Source organism: Spirochaetota bacterium (assembly GCA_035477215.1).
In the GTDB taxonomy this organism is placed as follows: Bacteria; Spirochaetota; UBA4802; order UBA4802; family UBA5368; genus MVZN01.
This window is the reverse complement of sequence record DATIKU010000014.1, coordinates 178,874-204,250: the sequence shown is the minus strand read 5'-3', so window position 1 is coordinate 204,250 and position 25,377 is coordinate 178,874. Positions and strand designations below refer to the sequence as shown.

Here is a 25,377-nt window from a genome sequence, read left to right as displayed (position 1 = left end):
AATAGTTGCGTTATTATGAGACTGTAATAATATGTCCTGATGAAAAATGAAGATGCAAGAACATTTTCGCAAGATGCCCAGGAATTGTTACGGAAAAAAGCCGTAAAGATGATTATAAGAGGCGAAAAGCGGAAAGAAATAGCCGAGTTGCTCGGCGTCAGCACTGAAGCATTGAGAAAGTGGTTTTTCGCTTACAAGAACAAAGGAATAACTGGTCTCAAGAAACGCAAAAGAGGCCGTCGCCCAGGAGGAAAACTTAATAACAAAGAAGTGGCAATAATATGTAAGATGATACGAGATAAAGATCCCGACCAATTAAAACTGCCATTTTATCTTTGGACCGCTGAAGCAGTACGTGATCTAATTCATCGAAAGTATAATGTTTACTACGGTATACGACAGATTCAACGTTATCTTAAACAATGGGGTTTTACACCACAAAAGCCAAAACGAGTAGCCTATGAGCAAAACAGTGAAGAAGTTAAAAAATGGCTTACTGAGATATATCCGTCTATAGCGAAAGCTGCAAAACGTGAAAAAGCCCGTATTTATTGGGGTGATGAGATGGGATTACGATCTGATTACCAAGCTGGGCGATCGTATGCCGTAAAGGGGCAAACTCCAGTAATCAACGGGACAGGGAAACGATTTGGATGCAATATGATTTCAGCGATTACCAACAGGGGCGATATTGCATTCATGATTTTCAAAAAGAAATTCACGAGTCGGATGTTCATCAGATTTCTAAGGGGATTGGTTGCCGGGAACAAGAAAACGAAAATCTTTTTAATAATAGATTCACATCCAGTTCATCGCAGCAAAGTTGTTATGAAATGGGTTGAAGATAATAAAAAGTTGATTCGTGTATTTTTCTTGCCAGGATATTCTCCAGATTTGAATCCAGATGAATTTTTGAATCATGATGTTAAGGCAAATGCAGTTGGCAGGAAGCGCCCTGGTACACAGAAGAAAATGATGGGTAATGTTCGCAATCACCTAAATCGGTGTAAAAGAAAACCTGACCGGGTAAAAAAGTTTTTTAACGCGAAAAGCGTACGGTATGCGGCATGAAAAAATCACAACTGAATTACGACGCCCTTAGTAACTTTCGATTCCGGCATAACGCTCGCCCCGTTCTCGAGAAAAATGATAAAATTATCAAAGATGGCGTAGCCGAGCTGGAAATTGAAAGTTGTCGACGCACCACTGGTTTCAAAATCATCGCCCTGAAAATCCTCTATCACCGTGCCGCCGCTTCCAAATCCAAGCTGGGCACGCAAGAAAAAGCCATCATGCCGGTGAACCCCTTTTTTTTCGGATACGGCCGCCTCACCGGTCCCGCGGGACACAAGCGGCTTCTCGATCGGTTCGGCTCCCTCGTTCAGGTTTACAGTTTTTCCGCCGTCGTACACGATTTTCAGAATCTGCCCGCGGGGGAAAACGTCGAAGGGCTCGTCGCCCTCAGGATCGTATTCGATCGTCCGCTCGGTCACTTTGAGAATTTTACCGTGTATCACCTGGCCGTCGTTAAGATGAATCTCATCAGCGGCGAGAACCGGTCCCCACAGGACAATCAGAAAAGCGATCGCTGTTTTTTTCATGATTCACTCCGTATCATGGGACCGGCAGCCCGAGCATAAAACCGGTTTAAGATTTATCAGTCCAGCCTGACCAGCGCCACGGCCTGGGCGGCTATTCCTTCGCGACGTCCGGTGAAACCGAGCCCCTCGGTTGATTTCCCCTTGATACCTATCCGCTCGGGCGATAGTCCCCCGAGCGCGCGCGAGATCGCCGTCTTCATGGCGTCGACATGCGGCGAGATTTTCGGCTTTTCGCAGATCACGACCGAATCGATATTGATGATTTTTACGCCGCGCCCGGTGAGGAGTTCGAACACCTGTTTCAGAAGATCGAGACTGCCGGCGCCCTGCAGGGATGGATCGGAATCGGGGAAAAGCCCACCTATGTCTCCCAGCGAGGCCGCGCCCAGGAGCGCGTCGATAACGGCATGAAGCAGTACGTCCGCGTCGGAGTGGCCGAGAAGGCCAAGCGGGTAATCGAAGCCCACACCCCCGAGAACGAGCCTCCTGTTCTCCGCGAAAGCATGAACGTCAAAGCCGATTCCCACGCGCACATCCACTGATTACCCGGCTCCCGGCGATTACAGTTCAAAAACGTCCGAAAGCGAGCTCAGCTTGAGCACGTTCAGCACCTTGGTGCTGGCCTTTCGTATTTTGAGCGCCCTTCCCTTTTTCTTCTGGAGCTTGAGCAGGCTTATCAGCACACCGACGCCCGAGGAATCGATATATTCAACATTTGCAAGGTCAAGCTCGATGTCCTTCTCGGTCACCTGGCCGAGACCGAGGAGCTTTTCCTTGAAATCCTTGATGGTCATCATCTCAATGTCGCCGTTTACAATAACGCTCACCTGGGCGTCATTTTCTTTTACTTCGATGTTCATAGCACTTCCTCGAGGATATTTTCTCGCGATCGCAATCATTTCACCGTATCCGGAGTATTCACGGAAGTCAAATACAATTATTATCCGGGCCGCGAATATCCCGTTTTGCCTCGTCGGACTCGCTTTTACCATCCGAAATGCTTTTTATGAGCATCTGCGGTTTCCGTTCCCCGCGATACTCATTTATGGAAAGGGTATATAATAGATCCACCGCACCTTTTTTCGCCGCTTCCGCCATTTCGCCGGCCATTCCCCAGCCGACCGCCTCAATCCTTCCGGGGCCCTCTAATATGAACTTTCCGTGCGTTCGCCCCGCACCGATGGCCCTGAAAGCGGCGACACGAAATCCGCGCGACAGAAAAAGCGGCTCCTCGTTCCGGTGGCCGACCGGTTCGAAAATACGGAGGGAATCCACAAAATCAGTATTTATATCCGCAATCCTGTCCGGCCGGACATCAGCGAATACGGGAAGGTCCCGCTCTGTTCCGTGCAGCGGTGCGCACTCCAGTCCGGAGGCTATGGCGCTGCGGGCGTCGTCAAGCCTGTCAGTCCGGATCGAGAAGCCGAACGCCTGGGGATGCCCTCCTATTTTTTCGAAAAGCGACGACAAAGGAGCGACGCGCGAAAAAAAATCGAAACTCCCGCTCGCCCTTCCCGACCCCTTCACCACGTCGCGCCCTTCGGCAAGCGCGACCACGATCACCGGCCGCTTGAACGCGTCGGCGAGCCGGTTGGCCAGCAGGCCGCACAGGCCGTCGGGAACCTCGGAATCGCATACGAAATACATTCCGTCCCCGGCGCGGTGCATGCCGCCCGTACGACACTCTTCGTAAAGCCGCGCATACAGGACGGCAAGCTCGTCCTTGCGCCTCTCGTTCATATCGGTCATTTCGTCAATGACTTTCTTCAACTTGCTTTCTTCACGCTCAAGAAAAAAGCGGGATAGCAGGCGGCTTTTACCATACCGACCCGGCGTGTTGAGAAAGGGGGCTATCTTCCACGCCACGTCGCGCGCCGTCAATCCCCAGCCGTTTTTTTCGAGCAGCAGGCGCAGTCCCGCATGTTTCGTGTTGCCAAGCGCATCGAGCCCGTGGCGCACCAGTATCCTGTTTTCGTCCGTCAGCGGCATGATGTCGGCGATACTGCCCAGGGCCACAAGATCGAGCGACGATTTCGCGAATCCCGCCAGCGCGGTCGCGTTTCCGTAACATCGCTCTAGGAAAAGCCGGTTGAGCAGCCCGGCGCTGCTCGCATACAGGTCGGACCTTATCGAATAAGCGTCGCACCAGTCATCTATGGTAAGCGCCCGATCGGTCTCGCCCTCCGGTTCGATGAAACTGAGGAAGTGCTCGGCCGCAGCGCACCCCGCAGCGCGCAGATATTCAACGAAATCGCCGTCAAGGCCATGATGCAGAACTATATCGCAGTCGGCAAGCCCGATTGAGCCGGCATCCAGCGGCTTTTGAAACCTCCCGGACGACTCGATCACCATATTGCGTATTTTGGAAACGTATACCGCGCCATCCTCTTCGGATATGATCAGAAATCGCCGGTTGTAATCCGCCTCACGCGCATACAGCATCGCACAGCACAGCTTGAAGGCCACACCCACTCCCGCAAGCTCCCGGAAGGGATAGTGGCAGGTCTTTATTTTGGGATTGATTATAATCGCATCCGGCAGCACATCGCCGGGCTCGTGATGGTCACATATCAGTACATCCATGCCGAGTCCGCGCGCCCGGCAAACCTCGGCGACATCGCGGATACCCGAATCGAGCGTAACGAGGAGCGATACCTTTTCGGTGTTAAAATCCTCGACCGAACGCATGTTCAGGCCGTAATCTTCGTTTTCAACGGGGTAGCGTATCACACGGTCCGCCCGCGCGCCGATCGTATCGAGGAGCCTTTCCATCACCGCCAGTGCCGAAAGCCCGTCGAGGTCGGAATCGGCGAAGATGCCGATCCGCTCGCCGCCCATAACGGCCTTATCCAGGCGGACGACGGCATCCGCCATTCCTTCCATCAGGAAGGGGCTGTGCAGCATGGCCAGACTGGGATTGATATACGCATCAGTTTCCATCGCGTCCGAGAGTCCGCGACGAACGAGCAGCTGGGCGATCACCGGATCCAGGCCGAGCCTGAAGCACAACTCCGTGATGATATCCTGTTCCTCGCGGGGAGCTCCCATAAAAACCCGATCACCGCCTATCTGTTCTGTTCCGAGGCTTTTCTGGCCAGGTGATCGGCCTTATCGTTGAAGTTGCGCGTAACGTGCTCTATTTTGCAGCTGCTGAAGGCCTTTTTAAGCTTCATCGCTTCCTCGTAAAGGCCCTTTATATTCTCGTGGTTCACCTTGTATTCGCCTTTTATCTGTTTTACAACGAGCTCGGAATCGGTGCGAATCTTCAGCGTACGGGCTCTGAAATAACGTCCGATCCGAAGGGCGTGGATAAGCGCCGTGTATTCGGCATAGTTATTCGTCTGCACCCCGATGGGCAGTGAGACCTTGCCGACCTGCCGATTGTCGCCATCGTAAATTACGATTCCGATGCCGGCCGGGCCCGGGTTTCCCCGTGACGCGCCGTCGGTATACATAACCAGGGATGAGTCAAGCGGCACGGCAGACAGCTCCGCCCCGTCAAAAATCTCCCCGTCAGGGGTAATATCGGCCCCGGCCTCTTCCCTGGGCGCCGGAGATGGATCATCGGTCGGGTTCCTGCGCCGGATTATTATTTTCTTGCGCGAACGCGCCTTGTCGCTTGTTTCGAGAATGGCCCTCGCTTCTTCTATCACCGCGCAGACCTCCGCGACATCGACATCGGAAAGTTCCGCGATCTTTTGCACGCTCTTGCCTTCGGCCAGAAGCTGTAAAACCCTGTCAATACTCAGAAGCATATTCCCCTCTTAATTTTTAGCCCGGCGGTCCCTTCGCCGGCAGGCGCTTTCGAGGCGCCATGAAACCGCTTGCAACAATTACCGGGACCAAAGACTATCCGCTATGGATAAACCTTCCGCAATTGCTGCACGACACCACCCGGTCCGCCTTCGAAACGTCGCCCGCAAGGTGGACCGGCACCTGTACGCGGCACCCCTCACAGGTTTCCCCATCGATGCGCACGATGGCCTTTCCGTTCCCGGAGCCGGTGAGCTTCTGAAACTTCGGCCGCACGGAGGCGGAGAGTCCGGGGAGACCTTCGTCAAATTTTGCACGGTTTTCATCCATCTGTTTCCGGAAGCGTTCGATCCGTTCTTCGAGCATCGCGATATCCGCGCCGGATTGTTCCAAAGCGCCCGCGGCCTCTTTTCCCGCCTCCGCAAGCGAAGAGCTTTTCTCCTCGAGATCGTCCATGAGAAGCAGTATCTCCTCTTCGAGTCCGCCGCGCTCCGCCGATGCCATGGCGAGTTCGCTCTCAACGGCCGCGGCCTCGCGCTCGTTCTTCACCGCGTCCCTGCGAGTTTGAAGCTTCGCGATCTTTTCTTCCACGGAGGCGAGGTCGACCTCCTTCCGCCCGAGGAAGCTCTTCGCAAGCTTTATCGTTTCCTGCAGGGCAAGAACACGGTCATGGTTTTCCTCAAGCCGCTTCTTCCAGAACGTGATGGAGTTATCGCTTTTCTCGATTTCTTCGCGGCAGCGCAGCACCGTGTCCCAGTAACGCTGCAGTTCGATCATCCTGGCTATATCGTTGTTCATTTCCGGTCCGGCAGAAATACGCTGAAAGGATTGGTCTCCACGCGGGAAACGCAGGCCCTTATTTGCCCGGCAGTCGGCGTTTTTGTCAAGTAGTCTTGGATATCCGCACATAAAAAATCCAGCAAAATCCTTTCCGTGCCGTAATGACCCGCGTCGATGACCGCGACGCCGCGATCGAGCGCGATTTTTACGTCATGATAGCCTACATCACCCGTAAGTATGCAGTCGACTTCACATTCCCGCAGAATACGATCGATCGACCCGCCGGCGGCGCCACCGCTCACCGCACATCGCCGGACCGGTCCCGCACCGTTTCCCGCGTATACCAGAAACGGGAGCGCGAGCCGTTCGCATACGCGGTGCAGAAGCTCTTCGAGCGTGAGGGGAGGATTAAACTCTCCACGGGCTCCGAAACCGTATTCCTGTACTCCGCCGGGTCGTGGTGCGTCCGTTTGCACCAGAAGGCTCATTTCAGCAAGCCCGATCGCCGCCCCCAGCCGATCGAAGTATATCTTGTCCAGATTGGTGTGCGCTGAATACAGGCTCGTGCGACCCTCAATCAGTCCGAAAACCATCTCCGCGCGCGGCTCACCGCCGGTGAGGTTTCGAAGCGGACGGAAAAATATCGGATGATGGGTGACGATCAGGTTGCACCCCAGCGCCCGAGCCTCATCAATCACCGTGCGATCGCAATCGAGCGAGACAAGCACCCCCCGTAACTCTTCATCGGGGAACAGCACCTGCCCTCCCGCGTTGTCGTATTTTTCCTGCAGAGCGAGCGGGAAACGTCCGTCGAGAAAAGAGCATGCATCACGGACCTTCATCAATACCCTCCTTGGAACTTCATCCTGACCCGCCGCTCGTCCCCGAACTGGGAATGGCGACCGCCGTCTTTATTCACCCGTCACAGAATCAGCATCGCATCTCCGTACGAAAAGAAGCGATATCTGTTTGATACGGCCTCTCTGTACGCCTCAATTATTGAATCGTATCCGGCGAAGGCGGCAACCAGCATGAGCAGCGTGGAGCGCGGAGTGTGGAAATTCGTGAGCAGTGCGTCGACCGATCGCGGCACCATCGGCGGGTAAATAAAAAGGTCCGTCACGCCCTCGGCGGCCCGGTTGGCGCCATCATGGAAGGTGCTTTCAAGGACGCGGAGCGAAGTTGTGCCGGCGGCGATGATTCGACGCCGTTGGGAGCGGGCCCTGTTAATGACGGCGGCGGAGGCTTCGGGAAGGATGAAGCGCTCGCTGTGTATCCGGTGAAGCGCGATGTCTTCATGCCTCACGGGTTGGAAGGTCCCCCACGAGACAAAGAGAGTAAGGTATGCGAACTCGATGCCCCGCGCGGCGATATCCGAAAGAAGCTCCGTGGAGAAGTGGAGCCCCGCCGTCGGCGCCGCCACCGCGCCGCTCGCCCGCGCGTATACCGTCTGGTAGCGCTCGGCATCGAGCGCGGAATGATCCCGCCTGATATAGGGCGGCAGCGGCACCACGCCGATTGTGTTCAGCACATCGTCATCCAGCGCCACGCCGCTTTCAATCGTAAAATGGTCTTCACCCCGGGAAAGCACGCGGATCGTCACGGCTTCGTCGCCCTGTGCGCGGAGGGTTTCGCCGATTTTTATCCTCGAGGTTCTATCACAGATAGCCGTCCATCGAAGCTCATCCAGTCTTCCAGTAAGGATGAATTCCACGCGGGCGCCGCTCTGCCTGAGGAAATAAACGCGCGCCGGTATCACCCGGGCGTCGTTGAATACCAGCACATCCCCCTCGTGCAGGTATTCAACGATGTCCCGGAACATGCGGTGTTCAAGGCCGCCGCCACGCCGCATGACGAACAACCTCGACGCGTCACGCTCACTTACGGGTTCCTGCGCAATGAGCTCGTCGGGGAGATTGAAATCGAAATCGGAAAGCCTGTATGGTCGCTCGATCGTCATCGTGCCATCATGACACAGTGTCGCGGTTTTTTAACAACCATAATTTTACGGGGAATCGGATCAGTAGCGACGCTGTTTGTTCTGGGCAAGATTATTACCGGAGCCTGGTCGCGTCTTTTCCGCCATAATCATGAGCCTGGTTCCGCGATAATAATGCCGAAGAATATCGGCGTAGGCCGCCTTGCGTTCGGCCATTCCGTTCGCTCCCCACTGGCAGAGACCGACGCCGTGCCCCCATCCATGCCCCTTTAAAAGCAGCCCGTTCTTCGTTTTTACCGCCTCGAATAACAGGCTTTTGATTTTTTTTTCAGGGAAGAGCAGCCTGAAATCGTTACCGGAAAGCCGAACAACGCCATTCTTGTGGTCCACGGTGACGTGGCTTACCCGCCCGCCCTCTTTCCTGAACGCGATACCCGTCACCTGCCCCACACCGACATATTTTTTAGCAAGGTGAAGACGAATTTCATAAAGCGTGAGCATCTCCTCCCAGACAAAGTGGGGGGACTGAGCGCAATATTCGCATCGCACTTTACGCAGGTACTCCCTGCCAGCCCCCTTCCAGACCTTGTCGCCGTCGATGGTACTTCCACCGCATGTAGAATGGAAAAAGGCGAGGATCGGCTTGTTGTCAAGGGAGGCCACCTGACCGCTCGTGTCCCGCACCGCTTTGTTTGTTCGCTCTGTTTCCATTCCGGCGCCGCCGTAAACCTGAGAGCGGTTTGTCGCGTTGAGATCGAAAAGGGTATCGGTGCCGTTCATGATATGGTAATACGCGTAACTGCGGGCCGCAACCGCCTGGGCCCTCAATGCCTCGACGTTCCAGCCGCTCGATATTTCACAGGGCACAACGCCCGAGAGATACTCATCCATAGTCAACACGTTAATGACCAGGAGCCTCCCCATCCTCGAATGCAGCTCTATCGCGCCCCGGAACGGCGCTCCGTTAACCGAAAGCGGCGAATCCCATGATTCCACCACGACCGGCTCTTTAACCTTTTCCGGGTAGAAAAAAACGGACCGCCCCTTCCCGTCATAGTGCGTCCTCCTGTCCGACAGGCCGCTTATCTTCATGCGAGCGGGCGAGGCCACCGCGACACGCTTTGCTGTATTGAGCAGCAGCACGCGAACGTAACTCTTGTGCGCGCCGATTTCAGTGCTTTTTTTCAATAGAAATTCGCGGGAGGGCGCGCATCCTGCAAGAAAAGCGAGGAAAAGAACGCAGGCCGCCGCGGACATGACCGCGCGGCCGTTCGATCGGGGACGGCCTATATCTCTTCCCGACATAAGCGAACGTTTATCCCTTCGGATGGAATCGTCGGTGGATCTTTTGCATCTCTTTCCTGGCGAGATGAGTGTACACCTGGGTGGTCGATATATCCATATGGCCCAGAAGCTCCTGTACGGACCGTAAATCGGCGCCGTTTTCAAGCATGTGCGTGGCGAAGGAATGGCGCAGCGTATGCGGGGTTATATTTTTCTTAATCTGGGTGCGGTCAACGTACCCCTTCAAGAGCCTCCATACCGATTTCCTGTTGAGCCTGGAACCCTTTTTGCTGATAAAGACGAAATCGCTCAGGCGATCCCCGAGTATCTCGCCCCTGGAATGCTTCAGATATTTTCTGATAAGCCGCACGGCCTCTTCGCTTATCGGCACCATGCGCTCCTTGCCGCCCTTGCCCGTTATCGTAATGAACCTGTTTTCAAAATCCAGGTCATTCACGCAAAGCTCCACCGCCTCGGTAATCCGGAGGCCGCATGAATACAAAAGCTCGAATATCGCCTTGTCGCGGAGCTCAAACGGATCGCTTTCTGAAACCGAGCGAAAGAGCGTCTCGATTTCACGGATCGTCAGGAAATCCGGGAGTGTTTTTTCCACCTGGGGCGTACCGATACGGCTGGCCGGATTTTCGATACGCTCAACGTTCAGGGAAATGAAATTGTAGAACTGCCTGATCGCCGCCAGGGAACGGGCGAGGGTCCTGGAGGAATTGTGCTTCTTGTTTTTCTCGAATTTCAGAAATTGCTGAACATCCTCGTGGGTGGCGCTGAACATATCCTTGTCGGTCCGCGATAAAAAAGCACTGAATTTTTTCAGGTCGTAGGTGTACGAATAGATCGAGTTCGGCGACAGCCCCCTCTCGGTCTGCAGAAACCTCTTGAATTTCTTTATTGCCTGGATCTCTTTCAACGCTTTTCTCCTTGTCTTGCCGATTCGGCATTAGCTCGCGACACCCGCACCGGGGGCCTTACTGTTCCCCGGTTCTATGTCTCCACGAAGACGCCCAAACCGCCGGACTGCAAATTCATGCTTTATATATCGGACCGGGGCGGATTATGTCTTAACAGGGAAAAAAATAATTTATCGGGAAGCGGGAGTGCAAGACAGAGGGCTATTCGTAGCGAAGGGCGTCTATCGGCTTGAGGCTTGAAGCTTTTCGGGCCGGGTAATAACCGAAAAATATACCCACGGCACCCGAAAAGAGAAAGGAAATCGCGATGGAAAAAAGAGAAAAAAGGAACGACCATCCGACGGCGATGGTGATGATGAAGTATATGATGATGCCAAGTGTGATTCCGGCGATACCGCCGCCCGTGCTTAATGTCACGGCCTCAATCAGGAACTGCAGGAGTATGTCCTGCTTCCTGGCGCCGATCGCCATGCGTATGCCGATTTCGCGCGTCCGTTCGCTCACCGACACCAGCATGATGTTCATGATCCCTATACCGCCGACGATCAGCGAAATCGACGCGATGCCGGCGAGGAGAATGGCCAGCGTCTTCGCAATATACTCCGCCATCTCGAGTTTTTCGCGGCTGGTTTTGACGGTGAAATCTTCAGGCTGTCCCGGCAGTACCGATCTCTCTATCCTGAGGGAGCGGCGAATTTCACCGGCGGTTTTTTCCACCAGGTCCTCGGAATAGGTGGATGCGAAGATCTCGTTGAAATCCCTGCGTCCCTCTATCTTAAGCCCCGTCGTCGTGAACGGTAAAATGACGACATTGTCCTGATCGCGTCCCGAGAACGCCTGTCCGAGCTCTGAAAGTGAACCGATCACATGGAAGGGGACATTGTTTACAAGAATGATTCTGCCGACCGGGTTGGTATTCCCGAAGAGCGCGAGCCTGGCACTGTCCCCCAGTATGGCCACCTTCTCGTACGAGAGTATCTCCAGTTCGGTGAAATACCTGCCATAGGTGACCGGCCATTCCTGGATGCGAAAAAAATCGTTGTTGACGCCCCGGACCCGGCTTTCAAGGAAGCGGTTCTCATATTTCACGTTGATCGCTTTCCGCCCGGACATGGGTGTAATGTACTTTATATAGGAGGTCGTGCGCCGCAGGCGTTCGAGGTCCCGCTCGGTGAAGGGCCTTTCGGAGCTTATCGACATCGCGTTGGCACCGTAGGTGTATACTTTGTCCCGCACGGCCACCCGGGCGCTGTTTCCTATCCCCACCATCATGATGACCGATGCCACACCTATGATGATACCCAGGCTCGTCAGCGCGGAACGCATCTTGTTCTTACCGAGCGAGCGCAGTGCGGTAAGCAGAAGGTTGCTCATATTCATGTTGATTTCCCGCCCCGCCGGACGTTTTTTTTAATCGCGGTATCCTGAATAATAAGGCCGTCGCGGAAAACAATCTTGCGCCTTGTGTGGTCGGCGACCTCCGGTTCGTGGGTTACCAGTATAATCGTGATGCCGAGTTCCCTGTTTAGCCGGGTGAATATACCCATAATATCGGCGGTGTTACGGGAGTCCAGGTTCCCGGTGGGCTCGTCGGCGAGGATGATCGCCGGATCGTTGATGAGTGAACGGGCGATCGCCACACGCTGCTGCTCGCCTCCGGAAAGTCTGTTGGGGTGATGGTCTTCGCGACCGGAAAGACCCACCATGGCAAGAAGCCCCCGCGCCTTTTCGCGCACCTCCGAGGGCCGCGCCCCGCCTCGGTATATCATGGGAAGCTCCACGTTTTCCAGGGCAGACGTGCGCGAAAGCAGGTTGAACCCCTGAAAAACAAATCCGATCTTGGTGTTTCGTATTTCCGCTTTTCTGTCTTCGCCCAGGGAGGCCTGCTCCACGCCGTCGAGGAGATAACTCCCCGAGGTAAGCGAGTCGAGAAAGCCGAGGATATTCATGAAGGTCGATTTCCCCGAGCCGGAGGCTCCCATAATCGCAAGGAATTCCCCCTTATCCACCGAGAGCGAGATGCCCTTGATCGCCGGGACGCTGACATCATCGCTGATGAAATATGTTTTTACGAGGTCCCTGACCTCGATGACCCTGTCCATGGTTCCCCTGAGACATTATCACAGCTTGAACTTTTTTTCAATGCGCACAAGGACTTCATCATCGACCTTTATCTTATCGGAGGCTATTTCGGTAAACATGTCCCCTACAAGCCCCGTCTTGACGCCTATCTTCTTTACTGGAAGCTCATCGACCACGCGGCCCCTCTTCTTCCAGACGAACTGCCGATCAAAATCGCCCCTCGTCTCGACCGGCGAGACGATGAACGCCTCATTGTGCACCCGCAACACGTTTTCCTTTTTACCGACAACGACCGTGGCCGTCGCTGTCATTCCCGGTTTCAGCTTCATCTCGGAATTATCGCAGATCACTATGGCCTGGTACACAACGATACCCTGCTGCGTGGTCGGGTTAAGACGCACCTGGTCGATCTTACCCGCAAAGACGCTGCCGGGAAACGCGCTCACGGTGAAGGTCACACTCTGGCCCTTCGCGATCTTCCCGATATCGGACTCGTCGACATTTATGGTCAGGTACATTTTCCGTAAATCCTCGACGATCACAAACAGCGGCTTGTTGACGGAAACCACGTCCATAGGCTTAATGTCCATGGATATGACGACTCCCGAAGCGGGTGAAACAATACGGGCATAGCTTTTATTGCGCAGGGCAATTTCATATTCCACATGAAACTGGCGGTATTGCGCGGCGATCTTCTTATAATTGAGCTCGGCCTGCTCCAGGTCCTTTCTCGAAATAAGGTTTTCCTTGTAAAGGTCCTTTTTCGTATCGATATCGGCTTTCGCGCCCGACAGGTCCAGTCTCGCGCGTTCCAGCTGCGCCAGCACCCGGGACATCTCCTGGTCGATCTCGGTGGAATCGACGGTCGCGAGCAATTGTCCCTTTCCGACGACCTGGTTAAAATTCACCAGCACCCGGTTCACCACGCCGTTTATCTTGCTCATCACCCGATAGGAGTTCAGCACATCGAGGGTGCCTGTTACCGAAACCGTTTTTATCACATCCCCTTTGGTCACTTTTGCAAAACGGTAGACGACGTCCGAAGGCCCTGCACAACCACGAATAATCAGATAGATAAGGAGAACCGAAAGCGCTGCACCGCCGGCAATCGCCGCTTTTTTTCTGGGGATGAAGCTGCGAAAATTCACTTTCTGCATAGGTATTCCTCCTCGATACCAACGGTCTTCGACAAGCGGGCAAGGATGGTAAGATATTCGTAGCGCGCTCTCGCCGAAAACAACTCGGCGTCGAGAACCGCCGTCTGGGCGTCCTGAAGAGCCATCTGCGACCCGACACCGGCATCATAGCTCCTCTGTGCAAGCGCGAGGTGCTTTTCGGCGTTGATTTTCATCAGACGGGAGAGTTCAATCTGTTTTTTTATTTCTTCCATGCCCTGCACGTAATTGCGCAGAAGGGCCTTTACCCCAAGGAGAATCTGCTTCTCGCCGTATATCGATTTGCTGTATTCAGCTTCCGCGGCATTAACCCTGGCCGTTATCGCCCCCCCGGTATAGATCGGAATGCGGGCCTGTATACCGGCGTGAAATGTCGGCTCCCAGTTCGAAGTTTTAGCATTATCCTGAATTTTACCAAGACCCTCGAGGTTCTTGTTCTCGAAGCCAAGTGACGTCATCAGATCAACCCGCAGGCTTCCGGCCGAACGCTCCACCTCTATGTTGATGCGCTGGATCTCCCTGTTGAGCTTAGCTATACGCAGCTCCGGATGATTATTTTCCGCCAGGCTGTACAGCTCGGCGAAGGAGAAGCGTACCGAGGGAAGCACGTCGATTTTGAGCGTCTCGACGTCGATCTCCTCGTCCATCACCCCCAGCGCCGCCAGCAGTTCGGTCTTGGCGAGGTTTTCCTGGTTCCTTGCCTTTTCGTACTCGAGGGTGGCGGATGCAAGATCCACATCGGCCTTGGTGACGTCGAGGATGGGCCGCAGCCCGTTTCTGAAAAGAATAACGGTCGTCTCCTGCTTGACCCTGTATTTGTCCCGCAGCTTCTCGCGGAGCCGCACGTTCTCGATCGCCATATTGAATGCGTAATAGGCGGCTTTCGCATTAAAGACAATGGTCGACCGCTCCTTGATCTCGTGCATCTTGGACATGTCGATGGCGAGTTTGGCGGCCTCCTGTTTCTTGGAAATATTGGGGTCGATCAGGTTGTAGATCGCCGACGTTCCTGCAAAGATACCGATGGTGGTGTCCCTGCCGGGGACATTAAATCCCGACGATGAAGATTCGGGTTTAAGATACTCGGCGGTTTTAACCTCTCCGTTCACCTGAATTCTGTTGGGAGCTTTCGACAGGCGGTAGTTCGCCACCGCCTTTTTTTGCTCCTGGGCAAGGACCATCACCGCCGGATGGTTCTCAAGGGCGATCGTAACACAATCTTCCCTCGTCAGTTTCCTCGTTTCAGCATGTGACAAACCGGCGCAAAGAAACAGTACAGCACCGGCAAACGGAAGCAATCTCGCATTCATTCAGGCCTCTGCATCGGGACCGCTCGCCGCGGGGGCGTAAACTTAATTTCAACGGTTATCTGAATTCCCACGGAGAAAGGTTTTCTCAGCTTTATAAAAAATATCAAACGATATATAACCGGATAATCAGAAGGCATTAAAGCATCTGACGCGCACCACTGTCAATAATATATTATCGCATGCCCCGTTTCAGCGGTGCGGTATCTCTCTGTCGGGGGTTTTTCCAGTAGTGGTTTGAAAAAAAGTATTGACACTCGATTTTCATCAAATAGAAGGGTAGCATGTTGAGCTTGCTGGCGTAGCTCAATCGGTAGAGCAGCTGATTTGTAATCAGCTTGTTGGGGGTTCGATTCCTCTCGCCAGCTCACAGGTGAGGTTCCCGAGCGGCCAAAGGGAGCAGACTGTAAATCTGCCGGCGAAGCCTTCGAAGGTTCGAATCCTTCCCTCACCATCGAGAAACAACCAATAAAACGAGGCGGGGTCATTTAACCTCGCCTCGTTTTATCGCGATGGCCCTAATCTCATCCCGCCACGGCGTTCAGGTCCGACAGCATTCTGCTGATATCCGAGTCGTTCAGCCCATGGGCCCTGGCCCCCTGCTCGAGTGTTTCTATGGTCGCGATGTGGCACCCTATGCAATGAAGTCCATACCCCGCAAGGATTGGCCCGGCCTTGGGATGCTTTTTAATAAGCTCCCCGAACGTCATATCTTTCGTAATCGAATCCGCCATTTCATCTCTCCTGATGGTAAGGTTAGTAGGCAATATACCAACGAAGCGGCCATGTTGTCCATTTTTTTTCAGCGGTTAGAGACGCACGGCCGTGCGCCTCCAACCGCGACCGTGCGTCACGATGGACGATCAATCAAATATTTTCAATTAAGACCGCCGCGCCCATGCCACCGCCTACGCAGAGGGTCGCGATACCAAACCGAACATTCCGGCGCTTCATCTCATTCATAAGCGTGACGACAAGCCGCGCCCCGGTACAGCCTACCGGATGTCCAAGGCCGACGCCGGATCCGTTTACATTGACCTTCGTACGATCGAGCCCCAGGCCCTTTTCGCAGGCGAGGTACTGGGCGGCAAACGCCTCATTCGCCTCGATCAGACCGATGTCATCGAGTTTCATACCGGTCTTCTTTAAGAGCTTCTCGACGGCGGGGACCGGGCCGTATCCCATCAGGTGCGGTTCGACACCCACCAGAGCATTGGCGACGATCCTCACCACCGGTTTAGCTCCGAGCTCCTGCGCCTTCTTCGCGCTGGTGATCACAAGCGCCGCGGCCCCGTCATTCAATCCGGATGAATTCCCCGCGGTAACGGTCCCATTTTTATCAAAGGCCGGCTTCAGTTTGGCCAGACTTTCACGGCTTACATCGCGGCGTGGGTGCTCGTCGGTATCGAACATCTTCACCTCCCCCTTGCGTCCGGGAATGGGAACCGGTACAATTTCATCCTTGAATTTTCCAGAATCGATCGCGGCAAGTGCTTTCGAGTGGCTTTCAAAGGCAAGCTGGTCCTGCTCGTCACGCGAAATATTGTACTTCTTCGCGAGGTTCTCGGCCGTCTGGCCCATGATATAGGCCTCGCCAAGCAGGCCGCTGCCCGAGTGGAGCAGTTCCCACATCGCGTCGGTCATTTCACCGTGTGTCAGGCGTGCGCCCCAGCGGGCCTTTTTGAGTATGTACGGCGCGTTCGACATGGACTCCACGCCGCCGGCAAGCACGATCTCGGAATCTCCGCACTGGAGCTGCTGGCTCGCGAAAATTACGGACTGCATACCCGAAGCGCACTGGCGCTGAATGGTGACCGCCGGTACCCCGACCGGAATACCGGTCTTCAGCGCCGCGGTCCTGGCCGTGTTCGCCTCCTCCGAGGTCTGAATGCAATCCCCGAAGATTACGTCGCTGAGCTGTGCCCCCTCTACTTTCGCCCTGGCCATCGCTTCCTTCATTACAAGCGAAGCAAGCTCGTACGCGCGTACGTCGCGCAGGCTCTGCCCGAAACTGCCGATCGGCGTTCTGCAACCTGAAATAATGACGATATCCTTGTTGTCCATAGACCCATCTCCTTTTTTTGGAAAAGGTAATAAGTGGCCAAATATTATCAAGACAATTTTAATTATTATTACATTCGCCATTACATGTTGCATGACACTGTCTCCATCAGCACCTGGAAACACGCCATTAATAGGTTGAATTATATGCTTTATATTTTTAACCTTAACCGATTACAAAAACGCCGGAGATATATCATGAAAGACAGGCCGGGGAAAACGATCAAAACGGGCTTCGGTGACGAACCGGCCCGTCCCTCGATAGACTACTGCCGTTGCACTTCATGCGGCCTGTGCGCAAGGGTATGCAAGTCGTTCACCATTCTCGACGTGGACGGAAGGCCCGAAATATTTCCCGACAACGGCCTGGGCTGTATAGGCTGTGCGCAGTGCATGCTCGTCTGCCCGCGCAGCGCCATTTCGGTCACCGGACGCGGCGTCGACCCTGAATACTCATTTCCCCTGCCGAAAAAGAATGAACGCGCCTCCCTTGGCGCCCTGTATAATCTGCTGGCCTCGCGCAGAAGCGTGCGCGAGTTCAGCGATCGCCCCGTCGAAAAAGCATCGATCGAAAAAATTATTTCGGTCGCTTCGACCGCGCCCATGGGCCTGCCGCCATCGGACGTCGGGGTTGTCGCGGTGATGTCGACGGAACGCGTCTGGGAACTCGCCGGGGACATTTGCGGTATATTTAAAAAGTGGCTCATTTTCGACAACCCGGTAATAAAGACCCTCGCGGTTCCCTTCATGAAAAAGACCGACGCTGAAATGATGGAAGGATTTGTCATCCCGGCCTTACGCGCCATAACAGAGGCGCGGTCTGATACTACGGACTACCTCTTCTACCACGCCCCGTGCGTATTGCTGTTCCATCAATCGCCCTATGCCGACCCCGTGGACGGAAGCATCGCATGCACGTATGCGATGACCGCCGCGGAAGCGATTGGGCTGGGAAGCTGCATGATCGGCACCGTGTCGTTCGCAATCAACCGCGAAAAACGTCTGAAGAGAAAGTGGGGAATACCGGACAAAAACAGCGTGTCGCTGGCGATGATACTCGGATATCCCGCTTTCCGTTACTCCCGGGGAATACGCCGCTCCTTTGCCTCGGTACAGTACCTCTGACCGATGCGTAACTCGACAAGAAAAAAGGAGAGAGACTCCCGTCCCTCTCCTCGGTTTCACCGAAACTTCGCCGTTTTGGCTATTCTTCTTCCCGCAGGTTGTACTGTGCAACCGCGAGCTTTGCGAGCGGGATTGAATACGGATTACACGAAACGTAGTTCAGTCCCACATTGATGCAGAACTCGATATTCTCCGGGTCCGCTCCGTGCTCGCCGCACAGTCCCATCTTGATGTCCGGGCGGGTGAGCCGCCCGCGGAGCGCGGCGACTTCGATGAGCTCCTTTACCTGCTCGCCCAGCACCTGGAAAGGATTGTTGCGGATGAGGTCGTAGAGCGAGTAGCTCGGGAAGAACGAGTTGATGTCGTCGCGAGAGAGTCCGTACGTTGTCTGGGTAAGGTCGTTCGTGCCGAAGCTGAAGAACTCCGCATGCTGCGCGATAGCGCCCGCGCCGAGGGCCGCCGCGGGAAGCTCTATCATGGTCCCAACGCTGTAGTCGAGGTCCTCGACGCCATACTCCATGACCACTTCGTCCTTTATGTCCCGTATACCCTTGACGACCTTTCCTTCGATTTTCTTGCCGTTTTTGATGAACTTCAGCTCGTGCTCGGTCATGACAATCGGAATCATGATTTCGGGTTTGATTTTTATGCCCTCTTTTCTCAGCATGCAGGCCGCCTCGAAGATCGCGCGGCACTGCATTTCGTAGATTTCCGGATAAGTGATCGCGACCCGGCACCCGCGATGCCCGAGCATCGGGTTCATCTCCGAGAGCTCCTCGCAGCGCGCCATTATTTCGGCGGGCTTGGGGGCCTTTCCCCGGCCCTGCATGTGCCGTATAAACTCCTTCATACTCGCGTCCGTACGCGGCAGGAATTCATGTAAAGGCGCGTCGAGCAGGCGAATGGTTACCGGGAACCCGACCATCGTCTTGAAGAGGTCGTAGAAGTCCGAGCGCTGCATGGGCTTCAACGCATCCAGGGTTTTCCTGCGCTCATCCTCGGACTCGGCGAGGATCATCTCCCGGAACCTCATGATGCGCTTCTCGTTAAAGAACATGTGCTCGGTCCTGCACAGGCCGATACCAACGGCGTTGAACTCGCGGGCGAGCTTGGCGTCGCGCCCCTGATCGGCGTTGGCGCGAACATCGAAATCATCAATAAACTTTTCCACGATTTTAAGAAAGTCGATGAGCCCGTTTTCCTTTACGTTCGGTTCGATGAGGCCGACCTTCCCCAGATATATCGTCGGCGGTTCGTAATAGGGAACGTTGATCGAAACGTAGTCCCCTTCCTTTACCGTCTTGCCGGCCAGTGTGAAAGTAGTGCCGCGAATCCTCATGTCCGGCTGAACCATGGCGACCTTTCCCAAACTGCGAGCGACCACCGGGGCGTGTGAAGAGAACCCGCCCTCCGTGGTCATAACGCCCTTCGCGACCTCGATCGCCTTGACATCCTCCGCGTAACTTGAGGGCATCACCAGAATCAGGTTGGTGTCGCCCCCGTGCATGATCGCTTTTTTATATTCCTCAAGCAGCTTCGGCGTCGAGAAGAACACCCGGCCGATCGCCGCCCCGGGCGATCCGGAAATCCCGCCCTTGATGGTCTTGACGCCGCCGATCGTCCTTGGATCGATAACGGGGTGCAGAAGCTCGTTAAGCTGGGCCGGCTTGATATTGCCGACCACGTATTCTTCGGTCACGCTTTTCCGCTTGCATAGATCGAGCAGCGTTTTGATGTGCGCCTGGGTCGATTTTTCGTCAACGTCCCTTTGCTCAACCAGCCAGAAATCGCCTTCCTCGATGGTGAACTTGATCTCCCGGATCTCCTTGAACTTCTCCTCCACTTTCTTGGCTATGTCTGAGAACTTGTCGAAATACTTTTTATCGATCTTTGCAATATCCTTCGACTTGCTCTTGTCGATGTCGAAGGCGTTCTGGAGAAAGCTACCCTGGATAAGCGGGTCACCCGTAATGATATTCCTCGTATAGTAATTCCCCGAATAGGAATTGTTGCCGAAGTTGCCGTAGACCATCGCCTGCACCATGATGGAGAGTGAATCGTCCACATCGATCTCGGAGTCGCAATACCTGGAAGCCGCCCCTTTCAGTATAAGACCGAGCTGGTCGTACACGTCTTCGCTGTATTTGTCACCAAGGTACTTCTTAAAATTATCCACGGCCTTCTTTATGTCTTCGGCCTTCTGCTTCGCGCCCTTCGCGTCCATCTTGTCGAAGTCCGCGGCCTCCAGGCTGTATATTTTTGTCCCCACGCTCCTCAGTAAAAACCTGTATTCACCGTATGCGAAATCCAATCCGGTAAACTGTCCGAAGCCGGTCACCGTCTTGTCGTTGAGCCCTATGTTGTGTATCGAGGGGAAATACGGCACATTGAAATCCGAGCTTAAAACCACCTTGAGAAGGAGCGGCCTTTTCGCATCGCCGAATCCCTTTTTGGTTTCTTTTTCGAGGTGGTCTATATGAGTCTTTAAAAACTCCTTCAAATTTACCTGTGGCAGCTTCCTTGTAAGCTCCGAATCTATAATAAAGCCGGGAGCTATCGGGAGGCCCATCATCGCAAGCTCAACCGCGCGCCGTCCCCGAATACCGAGTCTTTTTTTAACTTTCTCATCAAGCTCTTTGAGGTCCTTGCTGAAATAAACTATGTTTTCCATTGTTCAATTCTCCCTTTTTATTGCTTTTCCGTTTCTTTTTTCAGTCTGCGTTACGTTAGAAAAGCTTGAGAACTTTGCCGACGCCAAGCTTGAGGAACTGTTCGAAACGGGGGCTTGCACCCTCGAAGAGGTACTTCTGCAGCTTGGAAACGTTACGGATATTCTCGCCCGAAGCCTGGAAGAAAATCAAACCGCCCGTCTTCACTTTGCCCCATTTAAAAAGGGTATTGATATCATTGATAAGCTCGTTCTCATAAAATATCCTTACTTCGATGTCCGGATGAGCGACCTTATAGCTTTCGATGATTCGTTTCCAGGCCTCCACGTTTCCATTATGGAAAAGCTCGTTGGTCACCTGGACGGAATACTTGGGAGTCATCCTTCTCTGTCCGGCCGCCGCTGCCGCCTGCACCACCGGCCTTGGCGGGGCCGCCTTGGGCGCGACCGTCTGGTCGATGAAGTCCTTGTTGATGAATACGTCCTTGCCGGCGATCATCTCCTCAATGGCCGCGATCGCCTCGTGCTCGATCTTGGAGTCTTTTTCCTCTTTCAGATGGCGCGCGTATATGACCATCGCCTGGTCTTTTGCCAGTTCGCGAACCCTGTCCCAGTGGGCCATATTCTTGGGATTAACAAGCGATATCTCCCCCGCCGGGGTGTAGTAAACGATCAGTATGTCCAGCGCCGTCCACTTGGCGGTCTCCCCGGCCAGCTTCGCGAAGTCGGTTACCTTTTCGTGAACATTGTATGAATCGTATGAATACCGGTACTTATCGCGGATCACCGCCCCGACGATCGGAAGAATCTGGTCTATCATGATCTCGTTCTGGTCGAGATCGGCGTTTATGACATCGGCGAGATTTCTTTTTGAATCGAGGTAATCGACGATCTCATTGACCTTGAAGAAGTGGTTCAGTGCCTTGTTGAAATTGCTCTTGGTCGCAAGCGAATAAAAAGCGCTTTCCATGGGTCAGACTCCTTGTGACAAATTTTTTCCCCGCAGCAAACCGTTATATGCCGGGCCGCAGCATCATCCGGACACACCGAACCATGCAGTGTATATTGTCCGCGGTTTTAAAATAATTGCAAGCATTTTGTCAACTGTCAGCAAATAATATCCCCACGCCTAAACCCAACTTTTCCCCTTAAATAAAGAAAAAAAGGGCACCCTTTCGGGCACCCTTTTTTAAATTGCGCTGTTACCGATTTTTACAGTTCTTTCAGACCGGAAGCCTTGCCTTTCGGCTTTAGACGGGGCGAAAGGTTTATGGATCCCTTCACTTCCGCGACTTCAGCAGCGTCGGCGGCCGTTTTATAAGCGGTCTCGAAAATATCTTCCTTGATCTCTTCTTCGCCGAAAGACTGCGAGATGTCCGAACGAACGGTCGACCTCCTTCTCTTGAACTGGGCGAATGCCGCGTCGGCGAATCCCTTCGAGATACCGTACAGGAACTCGTTCAGAACATTCGCCATACCCTTGAGCATGTACTGCTTCCTCTTGATCGTCGTAACGTCGACGTCGAGGATGAGCCCCGGCTGAATGTGGTGCGGGTTGATCTTGTAGGTGAATTCATTGAATTTCCTGTCAAGGAAGCTCAGGCGCTCGTCGAGGATTACGCGCTCGATCGGGTTCTGGTAGCCATGCATGTTCTGTAAAATCTCTCTGAGGTATTTCAACTTGCCCTTGAGGTTGAGTATCCTGTCCTCGTAGGTCCTGTTGTTCTTCTCGACGAAGCTGCCTTCGTTGTATAGCTCGCCGAGCTCGTTCCAGAGAACGCTGTTGGGATCGGCCTCTTCTTCCTTCTTTCCGCGTCTCCACTCCTTGCTCATGAGGCGGCTGCAGAGATCGTCGAAATCCTTCAGCGAACGGAAGCGCTTCTTGGACTCATAATGGGCATGCACAACGTCCCATGCGCGCAGAATCTCCTTCGTGAAGCCTTCCATCTGGCGGTCGAACTCGCGCTTCTCTTCGCGCAACTGGTTCTGGTCGTAGTAGGCCAGCCTGATGGCATAGCGCTCGTCGGGAAGGATCGTCCTGTCCATCTCCTCGTATTCCCTGATCTGGCATATGCGGGCGTTCTTCATGTTGTCGCACACTTGATAGCCGAGCTTCGAGGTGTCGAGGATCGAGGTAAGTGCGTTGATCGCGGTGTTGTAGCCGCGGTTACGGATATTTTCGGAGTCAATGATATGCTTGATGTTCTCTCGGATGTTCAGCGGATCGTACTCCTCGATGTCGATCTCGGCGCGGAGGCCTTCGATCTTGTCCAGGAACCTTTTGGCGAGAATGGTGTACCGGCGGGACTTCTCGTCTTCCTTGTCGTCGTCGGTATAGCTGTCGATCCTCTTGATCTTTTCGAACATTATCTCCGAGCCCGACAGTTCGCTCTTGCCCTGGTCGACCAGCTCCTCGGTAAGCTGCTGTACCTGCTTGTCGATGAGGTCCTGGATGTGCTTCTGGATGGCGTCTTTAAGGAGAGACTCGACGGTTACCTGGTAGTGGTAGATCGGGCTCACCAGCTCGCTGTCGAGGATGTTGATCGACAGTTTGACGTCGTAAACGAACTTGGGCCGAAGCTGATTGTCCTTGAAGATGCACTTGATAATTGCATAGGCGTTTTCACCGCGGACAAAGGCACCGACGTCGGTCTTCTGTCTCAGTATGGCGTTGGTCTCATTTTCGAGGTCGTTCATGCCGCGCTGGATATGGCCCTGAAGGTGCCCGTACATATTGACCATCGACTTCTCGATTTCGCCGGTGTTGAACTTGTCGGCGCCCCCGATCTTGTCGAGAAGCTCGATCATCTCGCGGGAAGTATAACGGGCCAGTCCCTTGGCCTCTTCCTTGTCGACGAAGTCGCGAACCTTCTTTAAAAATTCGTCTTCCATGGTGACCGTGTAGCGGTTGGCCATGTTGACGTACGCCTGGTTGACGTAGTTGTATATTTTCTCTTTCAGCCCGCCCATCACGTCAAGCCTCGAGAGAACCTCTTCGGGAAGTTTGTTCATGATGGTATTTAATACCTTGTCCGATGTTTCATCAATGACAAGCTTCGATTCCGCGATCTTATCGCGCCCTTCCTGAGCGATCGAATTCCGCGACCCGACCGCGCTCGGCTCGGTAGGATGAAATTTATTCGGGCTCTTGGGTAATTGAGTTATCGACATGTAAAAACCTCCTTTTTTCTGCTGCGGACTTAGTTAAACCGCCCCCGCTCGAATTAAAAACACTTATATAATAACACGCTCTTCACCCGGGGGGATTCTCGTTTCACTACGGAAAGCCGCCGTGAGTGTATCAGCGCTTCATGCGATGTCAAGGCTTTATTTTAAATTAAAATAAAATTTTTTATTAAAATACAGCCCTTCTCCATCCGTCAATCGATACTGTACTTAAACGTATAGTTCGCCACCTTGAATACGTCCCCGTCTTTCAGGTATTCACCCTGCACCCCGTTCTGGAACTCTATGGTATAACTGTTTCCCCACTGGAGCGCACATTTTATCACGCCCTTGTCGCGGCGCGCGACGACCCTGAACGGCTCCGCAATCTCGATGTCCCTGATGTTTACCGTAAGGCCGCTTCCGCGGCCGATGCTTATTTTCCGGCCCTCCTGCCGCGAGAGATTGATCGTGTTGATATACGGATCGAGGATGGTGTTGTTCCAGTAATCCAGCACGCCGCTCACCCGGAGCCCCAGGTAACGGCGCACCAGAATCAGCACAACCAGCGCGACCAGAAGCGCCAGGGCGCCGAGAAACCAGGGACTCGAGAGGAAGGTCTTTTCATTCTCGCGCCGCTCGGCGGACATGTCGCGGACATCCCGCATCAGCTGCTTCTCGATGACCTTGCCCGGAGCATCGGTCGCGTCGACGACCCTGGTGTACGGTGAAATGTTGTCTTTTATGTCCTTTTGGGCTTTTTCAATCATCCTGCCGGTTTTGATATCCCCGAGATTTACGAGGAAAATAAACCAGTCCTTGTTATTGTACTGCTTGGCAATTTTCTTGATATCGAAGCGTTCGTGACGCCGCCCGGGAGGAGGATCATCAAGCGCGTCGGTCAGGACCACGATAACCCTCTGTCTGCCCTTCTCCTTTTCTTCGAGGCTCTGAGCCGTCTTGAATACGTTCCTAATCATCTCCTGCGTGTAGGTCCAGGCCCCTTTCGCCTCAATCACCGAGACATACTTCTTTAAGATTTCCTTGTCGTTTTTGTCATGGATGTAGACAATCGGATAGAGCTTTACTTCCGTATCGAAGGTGATGAAGGTGAAGCTGTCACCCGCCTCGAGCTGATCGATGAACTTGTCCAGGCCTTCCTTCACTCCCGCCATTATGTTCCGGCCGCCGCTGCCGATCATGCTCATCGATGTATCGAGGACAAGGATCATGTCTTTCTGTTCCCTGGCCTCGCAGGCGCCCGGCATTACAAGAATTGAGGAAAGAAGGCCCGCGAAGAACAGCCCCCGCAGGGCGCCCAGTCTCTGTTTTTGCTCTTTCACTCTTTACCGCTCCTTACCGAGGGTGTTGTTATACGCAGAGAAAACCTGACCGCTATTAGGACCAATAGCCTATTAATAATTTCAGTTTTTGTCAAGAATAATTATCGTCAATAAAATTGACGGGATGTGCGATGGGCCCCGGCGGAGCGGACATTCCACCCGGCCGGC

At 53.9% G+C, this 25,377-nt stretch carries 22 protein-coding genes and 2 tRNA genes; 4 read left to right on the top strand and 20 right to left on the bottom strand.

Going from position 1 to position 25,377, the window contains the following annotated elements; translation table 11 throughout:
* Positions 1 to 39: 39 nt before the first annotated feature.
* Positions 40 to 1,071: an IS630 family transposase gene (locus VLM75_02940; GenBank protein HSV95872.1), complete on the top strand. Its 1,032-nt coding sequence runs from the start codon at positions 40 to 42 to the stop codon at positions 1,069 to 1,071.
* A gap of 5 nt (positions 1,072 to 1,076) precedes the next feature.
* Here the strand turns inward: VLM75_02940 and VLM75_02935 are convergent, their stop codons facing one another.
* From VLM75_02935 to VLM75_02870, 14 genes are all read right to left on the bottom strand, one after another.
* Positions 1,077 to 1,601, bottom strand: a complete 525-nt coding sequence (locus tag VLM75_02935; GenBank protein ID HSV95871.1) for a hypothetical protein — start codon at positions 1,599 to 1,601, stop codon at positions 1,077 to 1,079.
* Between the two features lie 56 nt (positions 1,602 to 1,657).
* Positions 1,658 to 2,134, bottom strand: coding sequence for a 2-C-methyl-D-erythritol 2,4-cyclodiphosphate synthase (gene ispF / locus VLM75_02930; protein ID HSV95870.1), 477 nt, complete (start codon positions 2,132 to 2,134; stop codon positions 1,658 to 1,660).
* A gap of 27 nt (positions 2,135 to 2,161) precedes the next feature.
* Entirely contained in the window at positions 2,162 to 2,461 is a 300-nt protein-coding gene (locus VLM75_02925) for an STAS domain-containing protein (protein ID HSV95869.1), read from the bottom strand.
* A 67-nt stretch (positions 2,462 to 2,528) separates the two neighbouring features.
* Positions 2,529 to 4,649, bottom strand: coding sequence for a single-stranded-DNA-specific exonuclease RecJ (gene recJ, locus VLM75_02920; protein ID HSV95868.1), 2,121 nt, complete (start codon positions 4,647 to 4,649; stop codon positions 2,529 to 2,531).
* 17 nt (positions 4,650 to 4,666) lie between these two features.
* Positions 4,667 to 5,356 carry a ribonuclease HI family protein gene (locus VLM75_02915; GenBank protein HSV95867.1) on the bottom strand — a complete coding sequence of 230 codons (690 nt, stop codon included), beginning with the start codon at positions 5,354 to 5,356 and terminating at the stop codon, positions 4,667 to 4,669.
* 94 nt (positions 5,357 to 5,450) lie between these two features.
* Entirely contained in the window at positions 5,451 to 6,152 is a 702-nt protein-coding gene (locus tag VLM75_02910) for a C4-type zinc ribbon domain-containing protein (GenBank protein ID HSV95866.1), read from the bottom strand.
* The gene (locus VLM75_02905; protein HSV95865.1) at positions 6,149 to 6,976 is read right to left on the bottom strand and encodes a Nif3-like dinuclear metal center hexameric protein; all 828 of its coding nucleotides are present in this window, start codon (positions 6,974 to 6,976) and stop codon (positions 6,149 to 6,151) included. The genes VLM75_02910 and VLM75_02905 overlap by 4 nt, the downstream gene beginning before the upstream one ends.
* An 80-nt stretch (positions 6,977 to 7,056) precedes the next feature.
* The gene (gene queA / locus VLM75_02900) at positions 7,057 to 8,094 is read right to left on the bottom strand and encodes a tRNA preQ1(34) S-adenosylmethionine ribosyltransferase-isomerase QueA (protein HSV95864.1); all 1,038 of its coding nucleotides are present in this window, start codon (positions 8,092 to 8,094) and stop codon (positions 7,057 to 7,059) included.
* Between the two features lie 60 nt (positions 8,095 to 8,154).
* Positions 8,155 to 9,378 carry a SpoIID/LytB domain-containing protein gene (locus VLM75_02895; GenBank protein HSV95863.1) on the bottom strand — a complete coding sequence of 408 codons (1,224 nt, stop codon included), beginning with the start codon at positions 9,376 to 9,378 and terminating at the stop codon, positions 8,155 to 8,157.
* Between the two features lie 10 nt (positions 9,379 to 9,388).
* Positions 9,389 to 10,282 (bottom strand): site-specific tyrosine recombinase XerD, encoded by an 894-nt coding sequence (xerD, locus tag VLM75_02890; protein HSV95862.1) that lies wholly within the window; start codon positions 10,280 to 10,282, stop codon positions 9,389 to 9,391.
* 202 nt (positions 10,283 to 10,484) lie between these two features.
* Positions 10,485 to 11,663: an ABC transporter permease gene (locus tag VLM75_02885; GenBank protein HSV95861.1), complete on the bottom strand. Its 1,179-nt coding sequence runs from the start codon at positions 11,661 to 11,663 to the stop codon at positions 10,485 to 10,487.
* On the bottom strand, positions 11,660 to 12,385 hold the full coding sequence (locus VLM75_02880; protein HSV95860.1) for an ABC transporter ATP-binding protein: 726 nt from the start codon (positions 12,383 to 12,385) through the stop codon (positions 11,660 to 11,662). Before VLM75_02880 ends, VLM75_02885 begins: the two co-directional genes overlap by 4 nt.
* Positions 12,386 to 12,403: 18 nt before the next feature.
* A complete protein-coding gene (locus VLM75_02875) occupies positions 12,404 to 13,522 on the bottom strand; it encodes an efflux RND transporter periplasmic adaptor subunit (protein HSV95859.1) in 1,119 nt (372 codons plus the stop codon).
* Positions 13,510 to 14,850, bottom strand: coding sequence for a TolC family protein (locus VLM75_02870; GenBank protein ID HSV95858.1), 1,341 nt, complete (start codon positions 14,848 to 14,850; stop codon positions 13,510 to 13,512). The genes VLM75_02875 and VLM75_02870 overlap by 13 nt, the downstream gene beginning before the upstream one ends.
* Positions 14,851 to 15,142: 292 nt before the next feature.
* Between VLM75_02870 and VLM75_02865 the strand changes: the two genes are divergently transcribed.
* Positions 15,143 to 15,215: transfer RNA gene (locus tag VLM75_02865), tRNA-Thr, on the top strand.
* Positions 15,216 to 15,219: 4 nt separating this feature from the next.
* Positions 15,220 to 15,301: transfer RNA gene (locus VLM75_02860), tRNA-Tyr, on the top strand.
* A 70-nt stretch (positions 15,302 to 15,371) separates the two neighbouring features.
* Here VLM75_02860 and VLM75_02855 read toward each other — a convergent pair.
* Together VLM75_02855 and VLM75_02850 are read right to left on the bottom strand one after the other, a co-directional pair.
* On the bottom strand, positions 15,372 to 15,581 hold the full coding sequence (locus VLM75_02855) for a DUF1858 domain-containing protein (GenBank protein ID HSV95857.1): 210 nt from the start codon (positions 15,579 to 15,581) through the stop codon (positions 15,372 to 15,374).
* Positions 15,582 to 15,714: 133 nt separating this feature from the next.
* Positions 15,715 to 16,911, bottom strand: coding sequence for an acetyl-CoA C-acetyltransferase (locus VLM75_02850; GenBank protein HSV95856.1), 1,197 nt, complete (start codon positions 16,909 to 16,911; stop codon positions 15,715 to 15,717).
* A gap of 195 nt (positions 16,912 to 17,106) precedes the next feature.
* On the opposite strand from VLM75_02850, the gene VLM75_02845 reads away from it, so the two are divergent.
* Positions 17,107 to 18,033 (top strand): nitroreductase family protein, encoded by a 927-nt coding sequence (locus tag VLM75_02845; protein ID HSV95855.1) that lies wholly within the window; start codon positions 17,107 to 17,109, stop codon positions 18,031 to 18,033.
* Positions 18,034 to 18,112: 79 nt separating this feature from the next.
* Here VLM75_02845 and VLM75_02840 read toward each other — a convergent pair whose 3' ends face one another.
* The 4 genes from VLM75_02840 to VLM75_02825 all read right to left on the bottom strand — a co-directional run bounded on the left by VLM75_02840 (position 18,113) and on the right by VLM75_02825 (position 25,209).
* A complete protein-coding gene (locus VLM75_02840) occupies positions 18,113 to 20,704 on the bottom strand; it encodes a putative PEP-binding protein (protein ID HSV95854.1) in 2,592 nt (863 codons plus the stop codon).
* A 55-nt stretch (positions 20,705 to 20,759) separates the two neighbouring features.
* Positions 20,760 to 21,671, bottom strand: a complete 912-nt coding sequence (locus tag VLM75_02835; protein HSV95853.1) for a hypothetical protein — start codon at positions 21,669 to 21,671, stop codon at positions 20,760 to 20,762.
* Between the two features lie 242 nt (positions 21,672 to 21,913).
* Positions 21,914 to 23,872: a cytoplasmic filament protein CfpA gene (cfpA, locus tag VLM75_02830; GenBank protein ID HSV95852.1), complete on the bottom strand. Its 1,959-nt coding sequence runs from the start codon at positions 23,870 to 23,872 to the stop codon at positions 21,914 to 21,916.
* 209 nt (positions 23,873 to 24,081) lie between these two features.
* The gene (locus VLM75_02825; protein HSV95851.1) at positions 24,082 to 25,209 is read right to left on the bottom strand and encodes a vWA domain-containing protein; all 1,128 of its coding nucleotides are present in this window, start codon (positions 25,207 to 25,209) and stop codon (positions 24,082 to 24,084) included.
* Positions 25,210 to 25,377: the final 168 nt, after the last annotated feature.